The sequence below is a fragment of the Sphaerisporangium sp. B11E5 genome (assembly GCF_039871875.1).
In the GTDB taxonomy this organism is placed as follows: Bacteria; Actinomycetota; Actinomycetes; order Streptosporangiales; family Streptosporangiaceae; genus Sphaerisporangium.
Window position 1 is genome coordinate 1 of record NZ_JBDPMD010000050.1, and the last position, 17,132, is coordinate 17,132.

The following is a 17,132-nucleotide window of genomic DNA, read 5'->3' on the forward strand; positions in this document are numbered from 1 at the left end:
GTGCGCCTGTCCCCCGCCCCCGCACGTCCTTACGGCGTGCGCACCACCCCGGCGTCCCCCACCACCGCGCACCCTGAGGGCGTGCGCACCACCCCGGCGTCCCCCACCACCGCGCACCCTGAGGGCGTGCGCACCACCCCCGTGTCTCCGGCGGCGCGTCGCCCGGTGCCTCCTTCCTCACCGGGCCTCGCGCCGCCGGAGGCCACCGCCGGTCCCGGGATTCCCGCCGGCCTGGGACCGGCGGCTCCCCCTGAGCCGCTGAACGGGCGGGCCGTGCCGGACGGCGCCGGCCTGGGCAACGTGATCGGCCTGCGGGTCCCGAGCGGTCTCGACGCCGCCACGTCCCTCGCGGCCGTACCCGAGCCGGAGACGATCCGCGAGATCATCCCGCCCGGCCCGACACACCCGGAGACCGCCGGTCACCCGCAGCACGCGGCCACCGCCGCGGACGGGGAGGATCCGGCCGCCGGGGTCACGACCGGGGGCGGGTCCTCGCTCGCCTGGGTCCCCGCCACCATGCCCCCCGCCGCCGGCGGCACAGTCCCCGAGGGGACCAGGGACACGGCACCCGGGAGCACAGACCTCAAGGACACAGGTCCCGGCGACACGGCCCTCGCGAACGCAGACCTCGGCAGCACAGGCCCCGGGAACGCAGACCTCGGGAACACCAGGAACACGGCCTACGGGAACACAGCCGCCGGGAACCTGGCCGCCGAAGACATGGCCGCCGGAGACACGGCCGCCGATGGTCATGCCGTCGCCTACCCGTACGCGGCGCGCGACGGCCGGCGGGACTGGGTGTCCTGGGTGCTGGAGGAGAGCCTGGCCTCGATACCGCTGGCGCGGCGGCTCGTGCGGGGGCGGCTGACGGACTGGGGGCTGGAGGAGGACGGTGACGTGGCCGAGTTGCTGGTCACCGAGCTGGTCGCCAACGCGTTGCGGCACGCCGTCGGCGCTCCCGTCGTCACGCTGATCGCGGACGGCTCCGTGCTGCGGTGCCAGGTGCGGGACGCCAGCACCGAACGTCCCCATCTCCTGGCCACGGAGATCTACGACGAGACCGGCCGCGGGCTGCACCTGGTGGACCTGCTGGCCCGGCACTGGGGCGTCACCGGCCACCCCGGCGGCAAGTCCGTCTGGTTCGACCTCGCCGCCCACCCCCGGGCTCCGGGCGGCACCTGAGCCCCGCCCCGCCGGGCGGGTTACCGTCCCCCGGAAGTCACCGCTGTCCAAACGGGCTTCCAGGGGCGGTGATGGCCTCCGCGGAGAGCATGGGCTCCGCGGAGGCCATCATGACCCGGCCCGCCCTCAGCGGCCGGAGGGCGCCAGGGCGACGGTGTGGGTGGTGGTGTAGAAGTCCTGCGCGGCCTTGCCCTGCTCGCGGGGGCCGTAGCTGGAGTCCTTGACGCCGCCGAACGGCATGTAGAAGTCGACGCCGCTGGTCGGGCTGTTGACCTTGACCAGGCCGGTGTCGAGGCGGGCGGAGACGTCCAGAGCGCGGTCCAGGTCACCGGTGTACACGGCGGAGACCAGGCCGTAGCGGACGCCGTTGGCCAGGGCCACGGCCTCGTCGACCGTGGAGACGTCCTGGACCAGGCAGATGGGGCCGAAGACCTCCTCGCAGGCCAGCAGGTGGTCGTCCGGTGCGCCGTCCACGAGGGTGGGGGCGGCGAACCAGCCGTCCCGGTCCAGCGCCTCGCCGCCGGTGAGCACCCGGGCGCCCGCGGCGGCCGACACGACGCGGTCGCGGGCGGACTCCTCGATCAGCGGGCCGACGGCGGTGCCGGGGTCGGCCGGGTCGCCGACGCCGAGCTTGGCGACGGCCGCGACGAGGGCCTCGCGGACCTCCTCGGCGTTGCCTACGGTGATGATCCGCTTGGTGGCGGTGCACTTCTGCCCGGCGTAGCCGAACGCCGCGGCGGCGATCTGCGCGGCGGCGGCCTCCAGGTTGGCGTCGGCCAGCACGATGGCGGCGTTCTGCCCCCCCATCTCGGCCTGGACGGTCACGCCGCGCCCGGCGGCGGCGACGGAGACCTTGCGGCCCACGGCGGCCGAGCCGGTGAAGGACACCACGTCGGCGGCGTCCACCAGCGCGCCGCCCTCCTCGGCGTCGCCGGGGACCACGTGGAACAGGCCCTCGGGCAGGCCGAGCAGCTCGGCGAGGCGCAGCGCGGTGGCCGTCGCCTGCGGGGCGGGCTTGAGCACGACGGCGTTGCCGAACGCCAGCGCGGGAGCGGCCTTCCACAGCGGGATGGCCAGCGGGAAGTTCCACGGCGTGATCAGCCCCGCCACGCCGTGCGGACGCTTGCGGGTGTAGGCGAGCCCGGCGCCGGAGGGCTCGTACACGGCTCCCGCCGGGTCGAAGACCTGCTGGGCGTAGTACCGCAGGATCGCGACCGACCGCGCGACCTCGCCCTTGGCCTCGGCGATCGGCTTGCCCACCTCACGGACGACCAGAGCGGCCAGCTCCCCCGCCGCCCCCGCGACCGCGTCGGCCGCGGCCGTCAGCGCCGCCGCCCGCTCGGCCGCGTTCGCCCTGGCCCACCCCGCCTGCGCGCCCCGTGCCCGCTCCACCGCCGCGCTCACCCCCGCCGCCCCGGCGGTCTCGACCCGCGCGACGACGTCCGCGGGATCCTGCGGCGACCGGCTCTCGACAACGCTCATCGTCCGTCTCAACCTCTCCAGCGTCGGCCATTTCGAACTCCCCGCACACCGTACGGCACCATTTCCCCCCGGCCCTCGCGGGGTCCCGCCCCATCGGAAAGGGGCAATGGGGCGTATAGCGGTTGTCCACCGGGTGCGGGGTTCGGGGACGGACCGGCGGGGGCGGCGCCTAGCATGTGTGCCGTGACCGCAGCAGACCAGCAGCAAAAGCCCTCGGTGGAACGGCGTCCGGGCGGGGCCGGTGATCGCCTCCGGGGGTACGGGCGTGATCTGGCGCGTTCGGTGTGGGCACCGACGACGCGGAGTGTGCGGCACTGGGCGCTGGCCAGTGTGGTGGTGAACGTCGGGATCACCGTCACGGGGGCGGCGGTGCGGCTCACCGGGTCGGGGCTGGGGTGTCCCACCTGGCCGCGGTGCACGCCGGGGAGCTTCGTGCCGGCGCCGCACGACGATCACTCGCCGCTCAACATGGCGATCGAGTTCGGCAACCGGCTGCTGGCGTTCCTGGTGCTGGCGGTGGCGGTGGGCTGTGTGGTGGCCGTGGTGCGCATGGCGCCGCGGCGTCGGTCCCTGGTCCGGCTGGCGGCGGTGCAGCCGGCAGGGGTGCTGGTGCAGGCGCTGTGGGGAGGCCTGGTGGTGCGCAGCCTGCTCAACCCGGTCACGGTGAGCGTGCACTTCCTGCTGTCCACCGGCATGATCATGGCGGCGTTCGCCCTGTACGCCCGGTCCGGCGAGGGGGACGCGCCGCCGCGGCGGCTGGTGCACCGCGACATCCGCACCCTGGGGTTCGTGCTGGTCGCCGCGGTGTTCGTGCTGCTGGTCGCGGGCGTGGTGGTCACCGGCACCGGGCCCCACTCAGGCGACGTCGCCGCCTCACGGTTCGACTTCGACATCGAGACCATCGCACGCCTGCACGCCGACATCGTGTGGGTCGTGCTCGGCCTCACCTTCGCCCTGTTGTTCGCCCTGCACGTCACCGACTCCCCCGGCCGTGCCCGGCGCGGCGCCCTGGTGCTGCTGGCCGTCGAGCTGGCGCAGGGCGTGATCGGCTACGTGCAGTACTGGCTGGCCGTCCCCGCGCTGCTGGTGGGCCTGCACGTCTTCGGCTCCACCCTGGTCTGGATCGCCGGCCTGCGCGTGGTCTTCCTGATGCGCTCCCGCGGCCCCCTGGGCGCCGTGGCGCCCGCCCGCGACGAGCGGGACGAGGCCCGCGCCTATAGCTGACTATCTCCTCCCCTCCGGCCGTGGCGCGAAAGTTTCACGCGTGCGCATGACCGAATAGGGGGGTGAGCTGCTGTTTCCCGCCCTGCGGCCCGGCCTGCCGCCGACGGGCTTCGGCCCGTCGTCCCCGAAGGGATAGGGTCCGAGGCGCGCATGGGAGCGCTCCCAAAACTTCCCGTGTTCCGTGGGTTGCCCCAGAGGAGGTGGCGCCTCTCGAACTGTGCCCTGGACATTCGCGTATCACGTCCGACATGGACGCTGCACGCCGTGAGGTGGAAGTGCCTGTCCACCTCACGGCCGCGTCATGTCCGGCCCCCCTCCACGGTCAGCCGCAGGAGATCTCGGTGAACTTGGGGGTGCGGGTCTCGGTGGTGGTGGCCAGGAAGCCGGCGGTGGCGGTGTCGCCGGGCTTCAGACGGGGCTTGGACTCGGGGGCGTGGATCATGCCGACGGGGCCGTTCTGCATGAGGGTGCCGTCCCAGGCGGACTTCATCTTGGCGTCCATCTGCATCATCCACTGGACGTACCACTGGTTCATCACGCCCTTGCCGGTGTTCTTGATGGTCACGGTGGCCTGGAAGCCCCCGCGCCACGTCTTGGTGGTCTTCACCGTGGCCTGGCATGAGATCGGAAGGAATGTGGTGGTCGGGGACGGCGCGGCGCTGACGGACGGGGCGGCGGACGGGGCGCTGAAGATGACGTCGGAGCAGCCGTAGAAGGTCTCGGTGCCGCCGGGGCGGGTCCACACCGAGTAGATGATGTGGCGGCCGGACTTGGGGGGCAGCGCGCCGGTGAAGCCGTAGGCGCCGTCGGCACCGGGCTTGGGGTCGGCGGTGAGGAAGGGCTGGTCCTCGAGGTCCGCCCAGGTCAGCGGCTGCGTGGGGTTGAAGCCGTCCTTGGTGACGTACAGCTTGAGCCCGACCGGCTTGGGCGGGCCGGCGCCGTACACGAAGTCGAACGTCGCGCCGCCCTGCAGCACCGTGGCCGGCCAGTCGGCGCGCGGCGCGTCGTAGGCGGCGTACTCGCCGAGGCCGCCGCTGCACAGCTTGCCGTCCGGGATGAACCCGCGGGTGCGGCCCGCCCCGTCGGCGCGAAGCACGCCGGACCAGTCACGCACCGGGCCGGTGCCCCCGGCCTTGACGGCCGCGGCGCAGGCCGGGTTCTTGGGCCGGATGTCGTCCCCGGTGGTCCTGCCGTCGATGTAGCAGGCGTAGGTCCTGCTGGCGGGTGTCTGCAGGGCTCCGCTCGCTCCCGCCGACCGTTGCACGGCCAGTGTGGTGAGCCCGCCGACCACGACCGCGGCCGCCGCCAGTATCGCCACCTTTGCCTTGGGTGTCACAGTGCATCCTCTTCACGTCGCGGTCGCCACCGGAGATAGGGCGGCGGAAGGGCGTGCTCGTACCGCGTGCCGATCGGGGGCATCCGGGCCCACGGCCCGGCGAGGCTCCGGCGCGGCATCGCACGCCGGACCAGGCCACCCGGAAAGATCGTCGAAAGTGGCCACTGACATCCGCGTACCGCGATTGAAACACGCCCGCACGACACCCGGCAAGGATGCGTGAAAACCCCTGCGCAGGCCCGTACGAGCGCCCCACCGCCCCCGCGGGGCACCCGCGCCATCACCCACCGCGGGGCCCGTACGAGCGCACCGCCGCCCCCGCGCCCCGTGCGGGACCGGCCGGCGCCGTGGCGGCTAAGGGCCGCGTTCCCCCGGTGGACGCGGGGGGGTTCCCTGAGGGGGCGGGTAGGCGGGGCCGGGTGGCGGGCCGGGAGGGCGGGGGTCCGCCGGGCGGGCCTGGGAGGCGCCGGGGACCAGGGGGTCGCGGGGGAAGCCGTCGGGGGGCGGGTACGGGGAGGTGGCGCGCCAGGTGTCGTGGCCGGGGGCGTAGCCGGGTGGGGCCATGCCTCTGGCGATGGAGGACTGGTGGGGACGGGGGACGGGGAACTGCGACTTGGCGGCGCTCATGCAGGCCAGCAGGGCCTCGCGGTGCTGTTCGAAGGTGTCGCGGGTGATCACGCCGCGGACGCCCCGCTCGTGCAGCAGCCCGAGCTCGGTCGCGGCGAGCTGGTAGTCGCGCATGGCGTTGCGCCCGTCCGAGCCGCCGTGCGCGCGGGCCCACTGGCGCGCCTGCCGCCGTCCCTGCAGGGACGACAGCATGAACAGGTCGACGTCGGTGACCAGCCCGAGCCCGCCGTAGGGAGGCAGGTAACGCTGGATGAGCCCGATAATGCGCTTGCGGTCCTTGACGATCACGCCGAGCTCGACGAAGAACAGCACCATCAGCAGCAGGTACGCCAGCGCGAGCCCGGCGAACCCCCCGTAGGAGGTGAAGCCGTTCCAGATGCCGTGCAGCGCCATCGCGCCGAACCAGCCGAGCACCACCACCCCGCGCCGGCTTGGCCCCGAGGCCTGCGCCGCGTACGCCACCGCGATGCCGATCATGGACGTGAACAGCGGATGCGCGAACGGCGACAACACCCCGCGCAGCACCACGGTGACCGCGAGCCCCTGCACGCCGTTCTGGTCCAGCGCCATGATGTAGTAGCTGACGTTCTCGCTCATCGCGAAGCCGAGCCCGACCATGCCGGCGTAGATGATGCCGTCGGTCGGCCCGTCCAGCTCCTGACGCCGCCAGCGCAGCAGCCCGAGCAGCACCAGGCCCTTCATGGTCTCCTCGACGAGCGGCGCGCCGAACGTCGCCACGAGGTTGCGTGCGCTCGCCGGGTCGAGCTGGGTGGCCAGGATGACGTAGCGCAGGTTGAAGCTGTTCAGCAGCCCGGCCACCAGCACCGCGATGCCGGCGCCCCACATGAACGCGAAGATCAGGTTGTTGCGCGGCTCGGGTTCCAGCCGGTCCAGCGCGAGCACGCCGGCCAGCAGCAGGGGCACCGGGGCCAGCGCCAGTATGAGCGCGATCACGAAGTGGACCGGCTCGCCGTTGAAGATGTCGAACGAGAAGGACACCAGCGCGCAGATGCCCGCGAGGACGAGCCCGAGGATCAACCCGAACGAGGGGCGCTCGCGCAGCACCCAGCGGGGATCAAGACTCGTCATGGGCGCGAGCGTATTCGACCTGGCACCTAGTGTTCCCTTCGCCCCCACCGCACCCGCACGGCTCGCTCCCCGTGATCAACGCATCACCCCGCACCGACAGCTCCCGGGCAATCATGTCTTCCCCCGGACCAACATCAACACACCCACCCAGCCAACCAACTTGACGACTTTTCCCCCACTCCGCCCACCGGCTGCGGCATTTAGGATGATATGTCAGCGTGTGACGGCTTTGTTATGACGTACGCCCTTGAGGAGCGGCGCCGCCGGGCTATACAGTCCCACGTCGCCGCCCGACGCGGCGTTCCGCAGTGTCCACCACCTGAGACGATCGGACTGTTCGATGGCGCAACCACCCGGGATCGACGGCGGCGCCGGGGACGACGTCCGGTGAGCGGCGCGACGCACGACGTGCCCACGGCCGCCGGCTACGTCAACGGCGAGATCTCCTACTGGTACCGCGAGATCGGCCTGCCCGCCCGCCGCGCCCCCCTGCCCGGGCCGCGCGACTACGACGTGGCGATCGTCGGCGGCGGCTACACGGGCCTGTGGACCGCGTACTACCTGAAGACGGCCCAGCCGGACCTGCGGATCGCCGTGCTCGAGCGGGAGTTCGCCGGGTTCGGCGCCTCCGGCCGCAACGGCGGCTGGTTGTCGGCCGAGTTCGCCGGGTCCCGGGAGCGGCACGCCGCCGCGCGCGGCCGGCAGGCGATGATCGACCTCCAGCACGCCATGTTCGCCGCGGTGGACGAGGTGATCGACTTCACCCGCGCCGAGGGCGTGGACGCCGACGTCCACAAGGGCGGCCTGCTGCACGTGGCGACCAACCCGGCGCAGGACCGGCGGCTGCGCGCCGAGCTGGAGGACCTGCGCACCTGGGGATTCGCCGAGAAGGACATGCGGCTGCTGGACCCGGCCGAGCGCGAGGAGCGCGTCCGCGTCGCCGGAGCGCTGTCGGCCGGCTACAGCCCGCACTGTGCCCGCATCCAGCCCGCCAAGCTGGCGCTCGGCCTCGCCCGGGTGGTCGCCGGCCTCGGCGTGGACGTCTTCGAGGACACCACGGTCACCGAGATCCTCCCCCGGGGCCACGACGGGCGGGCCGCGGCGGTCACCGATCGCGGCACGGTCACCGCGGAGTTCGTGATCCGCGCCACCGAGGGCTTCACCGCGAGCATCAAGGGCCAGCGGCGGCAGTGGCTGCCGATGAACAGCTCCATGATCGTCACAGAGCCGCTGCCGGACGCGGTGTGGCGGGAGATCGGCTGGGACGGCTACGAGCTGCTCGGCGACGAGGCCCACGCCTACTGCTACGCCCAGCGCACCGCCGACGGCCGGATCGCCATCGGCGGACGCGGCGTGCCGTACCGCTACGGCTCCCGCACCGACGCGCGCGGCGTCACCCAGCCGCAGACCGTGGCCGCGCTGCACACGATCCTCGCCACCCTGTTCCCGGCCGCCGCCGAGGCGAAGGTCCACCACTCGTGGTGCGGCGTGCTCGGCGTGCCCCGCGACTGGTGCTCCACCGTGGACCTGGACCACCGCACCGGCCTCGGGTGGGCCGGGGGGTACGTGGGCAGCGGCGTGACGACCACCAACCTGGCCGGGCGCACCCTGCGCGACCTGGTGCTGCGCAGGGACACCGGGCTGACCGCGCTGCCGTGGGTGGGGCGGCGGGTGCGCCGCTGGGAGCCCGAGCCGCTGCGCTGGATCGGCGTGCACGCGATCTACACGCTGTTCCGCGCCGCCGACCGCGCCGAGAAGGCCGGCCCGCCGCGCACCTCGGCGTACGCGCGCCTCGCCGGCCTCATCTCCGGCCGCTGACACGCGGACGGCCCGGCTCGCCGAGCCGGGCCGCGGGTGGGACGCCGCCGGCCGCGGGAGCCGGCGGGGGCGTCACATCAGGAGCGAGTCGATGGCGACGGTCAGGAAGAGCAGCGCCAGGTAGGCGTTGGACCAGTGGAAGAACCGCATGGGGCGCAGCGCCACGCCGGTCTTGCCCGCGTTGACCCGCCCGAGCAGCCGGTAGACCTCCCACAGGCACACGGCGCCGAGCACCGCGGCCACCACGCCGTACACCGGTGTGGTGCCGGCGACCGGCCACAACAGTAGCGAGCAGAGCACGGTGGCCCAGGTGTAGGCGATGGACTCCAGCACGACGCGGCGCTCGGTGGCGACCACCGGCAGCATCGGCACCGCGGCGGCGGCGTAGTCCTCGCGGTAGCGCATGGCGAGCGTCCAGGTGTGCGGCGGCGTCCAGAAGAACACCACGCCGAACAGCACGACCGGGGCCCAGTCGACGCGCCCGGTGATGCCCGCCCAGCCGATCAGCACCGGCATGCAGCCCGCGATGCCGCCCCAGACGACGTTCTGCGAGGTGCGGCGCTTGAGGAGCATCGAGTACACGAAGACGTAGAACAGGATGGCGCCGAGCGACAGGCCGGCGGCCAGCCAGTTCACCGTGACGCCGAGCCCGAGGGTGGCGAGGACGCCGAGCACGACGCCGAACACCAGCGCGTTGCGCGGCGCGACGGTGGCCATCGCGAGGGGCCGGCGCCGGGTGCGCCGCATGGTGGCGTCGATGTCGCGGTCGACGTAGCAGTTGAGCACGTTGGCGCTGCCCGCCGACAGGGTGCCGAAGACCAGCGTGGCGACGGCCGTCCACAGCGGCGGGAACCCCCGGGCCGCGAGGAACATCACCGGGAGTGTCGTGATCAGCAGCAGCTCGATGATCCGCGGCTTGGTCAGCGCGACGTACGCCCGCACCGTGGCGAGCGGCGAACGGCGCTCACCGGCGAGAACCGTCGGCGGCTTGGTCGTGAGCACCGTCAAGGCGCTTCCAGCGGGTGCGGGGTCAACGCGTAACCTCTGATTAGAGCGGGTCCGTGGGTGCGGGCATGAGCCGGCACCGGGAACTCACTGTAGTGCGGGGGTACGCCGGTCCCGGCATCGGGGGCGAAAGCCGCGCGTGGGGAGGCCGTCACGGGGCCGCGCGTCGGCGCTGGTGAGCGGCTCCGGAAGGCAGGAGCCGCCACGTGCGTTCCATACGTTGCCAGGCGGGCAGGTCTCCTGGACACAAGCAGCACATTCCCCGGTCATCCACAGGACGCACCAGGCTTCTACGGTGAGAGGACCGACCCGTTAAGGTCCGGTGTGGGAGGTAACCCGGACCGGACGCCAGGTGTGCCCGGCCGCCACCGAATACTGAGGAGATCGAGCAGTTGAGCAGCGAACTCGTGCCAGACCTTGAGTGGGGCGACCTCGATCGCCGGACGGTCGACGTCGTACGCGCCCTGGCGATGGACGCGGTGGAGAAGGCGGGCTCGGGCCACCCCGGTACCGCGATGAGCCTGGCGCCCGCCGCCTATCTCCTTTTCCAGCGCGTGCTGCGCCACGACCCGTCCGACCCCTCGTGGGTGGGCCGCGACCGTTTCGTCCTTTCGGCCGGGCACTCCAGCCTCACCCTGTACATCCAGCTCTTCCTGTCGGGCTACGGCCTCAGCCTGGACGACCTGAAGGGTCTGCGCCAGTGGCAGAGCCTCACGCCCGGGCATCCCGAGCACGGCCACACGCTCGGCGTGGAGACCACCACCGGCCCGCTCGGGCAGGGCCTCGGCAACGCGGTCGGCATGGCGATGGCCCAGCGGCGCGAGCGGGGCCTGTTCGACCCGGACGCCGAGCCGGGCACCAGCCCGTTCGACCACCGCACCTGGGTGATCGCCTCCGACGGCGACATCGAGGAGGGCATCAGCCACGAGGTCAGCTCCCTGGCCGGCCACCAGAAGCTCGGCTACCTGAACGTCATCTACGACGCCAACCACATCTCCATCGAGGACGACACCGCGATCGCCCTGTCGGAGGACGTCGCCGCGCGGTACGAGGCGTACGGCTGGCACGTGCAGCACGTCGACTGGACCGAGACCGGCGACTACGTGGAGAACGTCGAGGCGTTGTACGCCGCGATGCGCGCCGCCACGGCAGAGACCGAGCGGCCGTCGTTCATCCGGCTGCGCACGATCATCGGCTGGCCGGCGCCCAACAAGCAGAACACCGGCAAGATCCACGGCTCGGCGCTCGGCGCCGACGAGGTGGCCGCCACCAAGCAGATCCTCGGCATGGACCCCGCCAAGAGCTTCGACGTGCCCGACGAGGTGCTGGAGCACGCCCGCGGGGTCGTGGCGCGCGGCCGGGCGGAGCGGGCCGCGTGGGAGGAGTCCTACGAGAGCTGGCGGGCCGCCGACCCCGAGCGGGCCGCGCTGTTCGACCGCATCAGCGCACGCAAGCTGCCGGCCGGGTGGGAGGAGTCGCTGCCGGCCTTCGAGCCCGGCAAGTCGATGGCCACCCGCAAGGCGTCCGGCACGGTGCTGACCGCGCTCGCCCCGGTGCTGCCCGAGCTGTGGGGCGGCTCGGCGGACCTCGCCGAGTCCAACAACACCACCATGGAGGGCGAGCCGTCCTTCATCCCGGAGGAGTACCAGACCAAGGCGTTCCCGGGGAACTTCTACGGCCGCACGCTCCACTTCGGCATCCGCGAGCACGGCATGGGCTCCATCCTCAACGGCATCGCCCTGCACGGCGGCACCCGCCCGTACGGCGGCACGTTCCTCGTGTTCAGCGACTACATGCGCCCCGCGGTGCGGCTCGCCGCCCTGATGGGCCTGCCGGTCACCTACGTCTGGACGCACGACTCGATCGGCCTCGGCGAGGACGGCCCCACCCACCAGCCGGTGGAGCACCTGTGGGCGCTGCGCGCCATCCCGGGCCTGGACGTCGTGCGGCCGGCCGACGCCAACGAGACGGCCGCGGCGTGGCGTGCCGTGCTCGAGCACACCGACCGCCCGGCGGCGCTCGCCCTGACCCGGCAGAACCTCCCGGTGTACGAGGGCACGGCCGACGCCGAGAAGGTCGCCAAGGGCGGCTACGTGCTGGCGGAGGCCTCAAGCGGGCAGCCGGCCGTCGTCCTCATCGGCACCGGCAGCGAGGTCGAGCTGGCCGTCGGGGCCCGTGACCTGCTGGAGGCCGAGGGCATCCCGACCCGGGTGGTGTCCATGCCGTGCGTGGAGTGGTTCGAGGCTCAGGACGACGCCTACAAGCAGTCCGTGCTGCCCCCGTCGGTGCGCGCCCGCGTCGCGGTGGAGGCGGGAATCGCCCTCGGGTGGTGGCGGTTCGTAGGTGAGGAAGGCGAGGTCGTGAGCCTTGAACACTTCGGCGCGTCGGCACCGTACAAGACGCTGTACGAGCAGTTCGGGCTGACCGCCGAGCGTGTGGCGGCCGCCGCCAAGGGCAGCCTGGCCAAGACCGGGGCCGACAAGGGCCAGACGACCGGAAACTGAGGGACTGAGGAAACAGTCATGAGTGAGAACCTGAAGCGCCTGAGCGAGCAGGGTGTGTCGATCTGGCTCGACGACATCAGCCGTGAGCGGCTGCGCACCGGCAATCTCGAGGCGCTGGTGCGCGACAAGCACGTGGTGGGCGTCACGTCCAACCCCACGATCTTCGCCTCGGCGCTGAGCAAGGGCGACGCCTACGACGGGCAGACGCGTGACCTCGCGACCCGCGGGGTGGACGTCGGCGAGGCGGTGCGCGCGATCACCACCTACGACATCCGCTGGGCGGCCGACGTGCTGCGGCCGGTGTTCGACGTGAGCGGCGGCGTGGACGGGCGGGTGTCCATCGAGGTGGACCCGCGCCTGGCCCTCGACACCGAGAAGACCGTCGCCGAGGCGCGGGCGCTGTGGTGGCTGGTGGACCGGCCCAACGTCTTCATCAAGATCCCCGCGACCGTCGAAGGGCTGCCCGCCATCACCCGGGCGCTGGCGGAGGGCATCAGCGTCAACGTGACGCTGATCTTCTCGCTGGAGCGGTACCGCGCGGTGATGGACGCCTGGCTGGCCGGGCTGGAGCAGGCGAAGGCGAACGGGCTGGACCTGTCGAAGATCGAGTCGGTGGCGTCGTTCTTCGTGAGCCGCTTCGACACCGAGATCGACAAGCGCCTGGAGAAGATCGGCAGCCCCGAGGCCCTCGGCCTGCGCGGCAAGGCCGCCGTCGCCAACGCGCGCCTCGCCTTCGCCGCGTACGAGGAGGTCACCGCCGGGGAGCGCTGGCAGGCACTCAAGGCCGCGGGCGCCCGCCCGCAGCGTCCCCTGTGGGCGTCCACCGGCACCAAGAACCCCGAGTACCCGGACACCCTGTACGTCGACCAGCTCGTCACCTCCGGCACGGTCAACACGATGCCCGAGAAGACCCTCGACGCGGCGGCCGATCATGGCAAGATCGACGGCGACACGGTGCGCCCCTACTACGAGGACGCCTGGAACACCATGGCGGCTCTCAAGCAGGCGGGCATCGACTACGACGACGTGGTGAAGGTCCTGGAGGACGAAGGCGTGGACAAGTTCATCGCCTCCTGGAACGAACTGCTCGGCACGGTCGAGTCGGAACTGCGCAAGGCCGTCTGAACCACCCGGAACACCCGCCCACCCAAACAACCGGCCACAACGCCCCCGCGGCCCTCTGGCCCACAGACCACCGGCGACCCACCTGGCGTCCCGGCCGAACACCGCACCCCGGCCTGGAACCTCCCGGCCCGGGGCACGGCGCCGGCCGGGCACCGGCCCGCCCGGCGCCGGCCCGAAATCCCGGGTAACCGGAACCGGACCGGGTACCGGGGCCATCGGGGCCGGGACGGGTCGGTGGTCTGCCGGGGACGGTGGGCGGGGGCCTTCGGGCTTTCGGGGATACGCGTGAGGATGACTACGTAAGGATGGATATGTCGGTAACGTTCGGTGACGAATCGGTGGGTGCGGTGGCTGCCGAGGGCGCGCGGGGGCTTGTGGACGAGGGGGTGCCGGGGGCGCTTGCCGGTGGGGATCCGACGCTCTGGGGGGCGGAGGCCGAGGCGGAGGCCGCGATCCGGCTGGGCTGGCTGAACCTTCCCACCACCTCGCGTGAGCTTCTGCCGGAGATCGGCAAGCTGGTCGAGCGGGCCCGCGCGGAAGGGCTGGAGCACGTCGTGCTGGCCGGCATGGGCGGGTCCTCGCTGGCGCCGGAGGTCATCTGCGCCTCGGCCGACGTGCCGCTGACCGTGCTCGACACCACCGACCCCGGTCAGGTGCGGCGGGCGCTGGCGGACCGGCTGGACCGCACCATCGTGGTGGTGTCCAGCAAGAGCGGCTCCACGGTGGAGACCGACAGCCACCGGCGCATCTACGAGCAGGCGTTCCGCGACGCCGGCATCGACCCGGCCGGCCGCATCGTCGTGGTCACCGACCCCGGGTCGCCGCTGGAGCAGTCCGCCATCGACGCCGGGTACACCGTGATCCTCGCCGACCCCAACGTCGGCGGCCGCTACAGCGCCCTGACCGCCTTCGGCCTGGTGCCGAGCGCCCTCGCGGGTGCCGACGTCGCCCGGCTGCTCGACCAGGCCGCCGAGGCCCGCGAGCGGCTCGGCGAGGACGGCGAGCCGGGCCTGCTGCTCGGCGCCGCGATCGGCGCCGCCGCCGCGGAGGGCCGCGACAAGCTGCTGCTGGACGACAGCCTCTCCGACATCAACGGCCTGCCCGACTGGATCGAGCAGCTCATCGCCGAGTCCACCGGCAAGCAGGGCCGCGGCATCCTGCCCGTGGCCGGGTCCGAGCCCAACGAGGCCGAGGACGAGCTGCTGGCGGGCATCGACACCGAGGGCGACATCGAGGTCCGGGCCCCGCTCGGCGCGCAGTTCCTGGTCTGGGAGTTCGCCACCGCGGTCGCCGGCCGGCTGCTCGGCATCAACCCCTTCGACCAGCCGAACGTCGCCGAGTCCAAGGAGAACACCACCCGCATCCTCCAGGAGGCGGGCGACGGTCCGCTGCCGACCGGCACCCCCGCCCTGGTGGACGGCCCGGTGGAGGTCTACGGAGACCTGCCCGCCCACGTCAAGGACCTCCCCGGCGTGCTGACCGCGCTGCTGAAGGACATCCCCGACCGCGGCTACCTCGCCATCCTCGCCTTCCTCGACCGCGAGGCGGCGTTCGACGTGCCGGTCCCGCCGGAGGCGTCGTTCGAGGCGATCACCGACATCTGGGCGGCGCACGACCCCGCCTCGCTGCAGGGCCTGCTCGCCATCCGCACCGACCGGCCGGTCACCTTCGGCTGGGGCCCCCGCTACCTCCACTCCACCGGGCAGTACCACAAGGGAGGCCCGCAGAACGGCGTCTTCCTGCAGATCACCGGCGCCGTGTCCGACGATCTGGAGGTCCCCGGAAAGCCCTACACCCTGGGCAGGCTCCAGCTCGCCCAGGCCCTCGGCGACCTCGACGCCTTGCGCAAGCGCGGGCGCCCGGCCGTACGCCTGCACCTGACGGATCGCGAGGCGGGGGTCAGGCACCTGCTCGCCGCCGCACGGGAGGTTTGATGATCGACAGTGAGACGCCGGACCCGGGCCCCGAGCCCGGCACGGCGGCGTCCGCGTCCCCGGGCGCCGGCGGCGGGACCGCCGCGGACGGGGCCGCGGGAGGCGGGCCGGCCACACCGCCTCCACCTCCTGGCCCGGCCCGCGACCCCGGCGCGACCGGCGGGGACGCGCCGCAGGCCCCGGACGAGTCGGTGACCGCCGCACAGGCGGTCGCTGGCACCTCGACGACCCACGCGGTCGCCGCGGCCAACCCGCTGCGCGACCCCGGTGACCGCCGGCTGCCCCGCGTGGCCGGCCCGTGCGTGCTGGTGATCTTCGGGGTCACCGGCGACCTGGCCCGCCGCAAACTGCTGCCCGCCATCTACGACCTCGGCAACCGCGGCCTGCTGCCCCCGGGCTTCTCACTGGTGGGCTTCGCGCGCCGCGACTGGGCGCACCAGGACTTCGCCCAGATCACCCACGACGCCGTCAAGGAACACGCCCGCACGCCGTTCCGCGAGGAGGTCTGGAAGCAGATCTGCGAGGGCCTCCACTTCGTGCCCGGCTCGTTCGACGACGACGGCGCCTTCGACGCGTTGACCATGGCCCTCGCCGAGATCGACGAGACCCGCGGCACCGGCGGCAACTACGCCTTCTACCTGTCCACGCCGCCCAAGGCCTTCCCGACGATCATCGAGCAGCTCAAGCGCACCGGGCTCACCAAGCCGCCCGCGGGCGCGTGGCGCCGCGTCGTGATCGAGAAGCCCTTCGGGCACAACCTGCAGACCGCGCGCGAGCTGAACCAGATCGTCGACTCGGCGTTCAAGCCCGACTCGGTGTTCCGCATCGACCACTACCTGGGCAAGGAGACCGTCCAGAACATCCTGGCGCTGCGGTTCGCCAACACGCTGTTCGAGCCGATCTGGAACCGCGGCTACGTCGACCACGTGCAGATCACCATGGCCGAGGACATCGGGGTGGGCGGCCGGGCCGGCTACTACGACGGCATCGGCGCCGCCAGGGACGTCATCCAGAACCACCTGCTGCAGTTGCTGGCCCTGGTGGCGATGGAGGACCCGACGGCCTTCGGCGCGGCGGCGCTGCGCCGCGAGAAGGAGAAGGTCCTGGAGGCCGTCACCCTGCCCGAGGACCTGGGGCTCGCCACGGCGCGCGGCCAGTACCTCGCCGGGTGGCAGGGCGGCCAGCCGGTCCGGGGCTTCCTCGACGAGGACGGCATCCCGCCGACCTCCACGACAGAGACCTACGCCGCGATCAAGCTGGAGATCGCCAACCGCCGCTGGGCGGGGGTGCCGTTCTACCTGCGCACCGGGAAGCGGCTCGGGCGGCGGATGACCGAGGTGGCCGTGGTGTTCCATCGGGCGCCGCACCTGCCCTTCACCAAGACCGACACCGAGATCCTCGGGCAGAACGCCCTGGTGATCCGCATCCAGCCGGACGAGGGCATCACCGTGCGGTTCGGCTCCAAGGTGCCGGGCACCGCGATGGAGGTCCGGGACGTCAACATGGACTTCGCCTACGGCGAGGCGTTCCTCGAGTCCTCCCCCGAGGCGTACGAGCGCCTGCTGCTCGACGTGCTGATCGGCGACCCGCCGCTGTTCCCCCACCAGCGGGAGGTGGAGCTGTCCTGGCGGATCATGGACCCGATCGAGGACTACTGGGCGAGCCTGCCCGAGCAGCCGGAGGGCTACCCGTCCGGCACCGGCGGTCCGGCCGCGGCCGACGAGATGATGGCCAGGGACGGCCGCGCCTGGAGGCGGTTGTGACCGGCACGCACCACAGGGCGGCGGCCCCGCGCCGCGCGCGGGA

The 17,132-nt window shown here is 72.8% G+C and carries 10 protein-coding genes and 1 pseudogene; 7 read left to right on the top strand and 4 right to left on the bottom strand.

Translation table 11 applies throughout. The features are described 5' to 3' along the window. Nucleotides 1-1,182 (top strand): annotated as a pseudogene (locus ABGB17_RS31785) (hypothetical protein); the annotation flags it as partial. A gap of 126 nt (nucleotides 1,183-1,308) precedes the next feature. Here the strand turns inward: ABGB17_RS31785 and ABGB17_RS31790 are convergent. Continuing rightward, a complete protein-coding gene (locus ABGB17_RS31790; protein WP_347636665.1) occupies nucleotides 1,309-2,664 on the bottom strand; it encodes an aldehyde dehydrogenase family protein in 1,356 nt (451 codons plus the stop codon). A gap of 183 nt (nucleotides 2,665-2,847) precedes the next feature. On the opposite strand from ABGB17_RS31790, the gene ABGB17_RS31795 reads away from it, so the two are divergent. Next, nucleotides 2,848-3,888: a COX15/CtaA family protein gene (locus tag ABGB17_RS31795; protein ID WP_347636669.1), complete on the top strand. Its 1,041-nt coding sequence runs from the start codon at nucleotides 2,848-2,850 to the stop codon at nucleotides 3,886-3,888. 322 nt (nucleotides 3,889-4,210) lie between these two features. Here the strand turns inward: ABGB17_RS31795 and ABGB17_RS31800 are convergent, their stop codons facing one another. Then, nucleotides 4,211-5,224, bottom strand: a complete 1,014-nt coding sequence (locus ABGB17_RS31800) for a lytic polysaccharide monooxygenase (RefSeq protein ID WP_347636673.1) — start codon at nucleotides 5,222-5,224, stop codon at nucleotides 4,211-4,213. Nucleotides 5,225-5,578: 354 nt separating this feature from the next. Then, a complete protein-coding gene (locus ABGB17_RS31805) occupies nucleotides 5,579-6,940 on the bottom strand; it encodes a PrsW family intramembrane metalloprotease (protein WP_347636677.1) in 1,362 nt (453 codons plus the stop codon). Between the two features lie 387 nt (nucleotides 6,941-7,327). Here ABGB17_RS31805 and ABGB17_RS31810 point away from each other — a divergent pair, with 387 nt between their 5' ends. After that, nucleotides 7,328-8,758, top strand: a complete 1,431-nt coding sequence (locus tag ABGB17_RS31810) for an FAD-binding oxidoreductase (protein WP_347636680.1) — start codon at nucleotides 7,328-7,330, stop codon at nucleotides 8,756-8,758. A 72-nt stretch (nucleotides 8,759-8,830) separates the two neighbouring features. Here ABGB17_RS31810 and ABGB17_RS31815 read toward each other — a convergent pair whose 3' ends face one another. Beyond that, nucleotides 8,831-9,760 (bottom strand): heme o synthase, encoded by a 930-nt coding sequence (locus ABGB17_RS31815; protein WP_347636807.1) that lies wholly within the window; start codon nucleotides 9,758-9,760, stop codon nucleotides 8,831-8,833. 395 nt (nucleotides 9,761-10,155) lie between these two features. Here ABGB17_RS31815 and tkt point away from each other — a divergent pair, with 395 nt between their 5' ends. The 4 genes from tkt to zwf all read left to right on the top strand — a co-directional run bounded on the left by tkt (nucleotide 10,156) and on the right by zwf (nucleotide 17,089). Next, entirely contained in the window at nucleotides 10,156-12,267 is a 2,112-nt protein-coding gene (gene tkt / locus ABGB17_RS31820; RefSeq protein ID WP_347636683.1) for a transketolase, read from the top strand. An 18-nt stretch (nucleotides 12,268-12,285) separates the two neighbouring features. Further along, nucleotides 12,286-13,392: a transaldolase gene (gene tal / locus ABGB17_RS31825; protein ID WP_347636686.1), complete on the top strand. Its 1,107-nt coding sequence runs from the start codon at nucleotides 12,286-12,288 to the stop codon at nucleotides 13,390-13,392. A gap of 311 nt (nucleotides 13,393-13,703) precedes the next feature. After that, complete coding sequence (locus tag ABGB17_RS31830; RefSeq protein ID WP_347636690.1) at nucleotides 13,704-15,326, top strand: glucose-6-phosphate isomerase; 1,623 nt, start codon at nucleotides 13,704-13,706, stop codon at nucleotides 15,324-15,326. Continuing rightward, a complete protein-coding gene (gene zwf, locus ABGB17_RS31835; RefSeq protein WP_347636692.1) occupies nucleotides 15,326-17,089 on the top strand; it encodes a glucose-6-phosphate dehydrogenase in 1,764 nt (587 codons plus the stop codon). The genes ABGB17_RS31830 and zwf overlap by 1 nt, the downstream gene beginning before the upstream one ends. The last annotated feature ends 43 nt before the right edge of the window (nucleotides 17,090-17,132 follow it).

Bases quoted from the DNA above. Each gene is read 5' to 3' on its own strand.
- ABGB17_RS31790 (WP_347636665.1), bottom strand. From the start codon at position 2,664: ATGAGCGTTGTCGAGAGCCGGTCGCCGCAGGATCCCGCGGACGTCGTC.
- ABGB17_RS31805 (WP_347636677.1), bottom strand. From the start codon at position 6,940: ATGACGAGTCTTGATCCCCGCTGGGTGCTGCGCGAGCGCCCCTCGTTC.
- tal (WP_347636686.1), top strand. From the start codon at position 12,286: ATGAGTGAGAACCTGAAGCGCCTGAGCGAGCAGGGTGTGTCGATCTGG.
- ABGB17_RS31830 (WP_347636690.1), top strand. From the start codon at position 13,704: ATGTCGGTAACGTTCGGTGACGAATCGGTGGGTGCGGTGGCTGCCGAG.
- zwf (WP_347636692.1), top strand. From the start codon at position 15,326: ATGATCGACAGTGAGACGCCGGACCCGGGCCCCGAGCCCGGCACGGCG.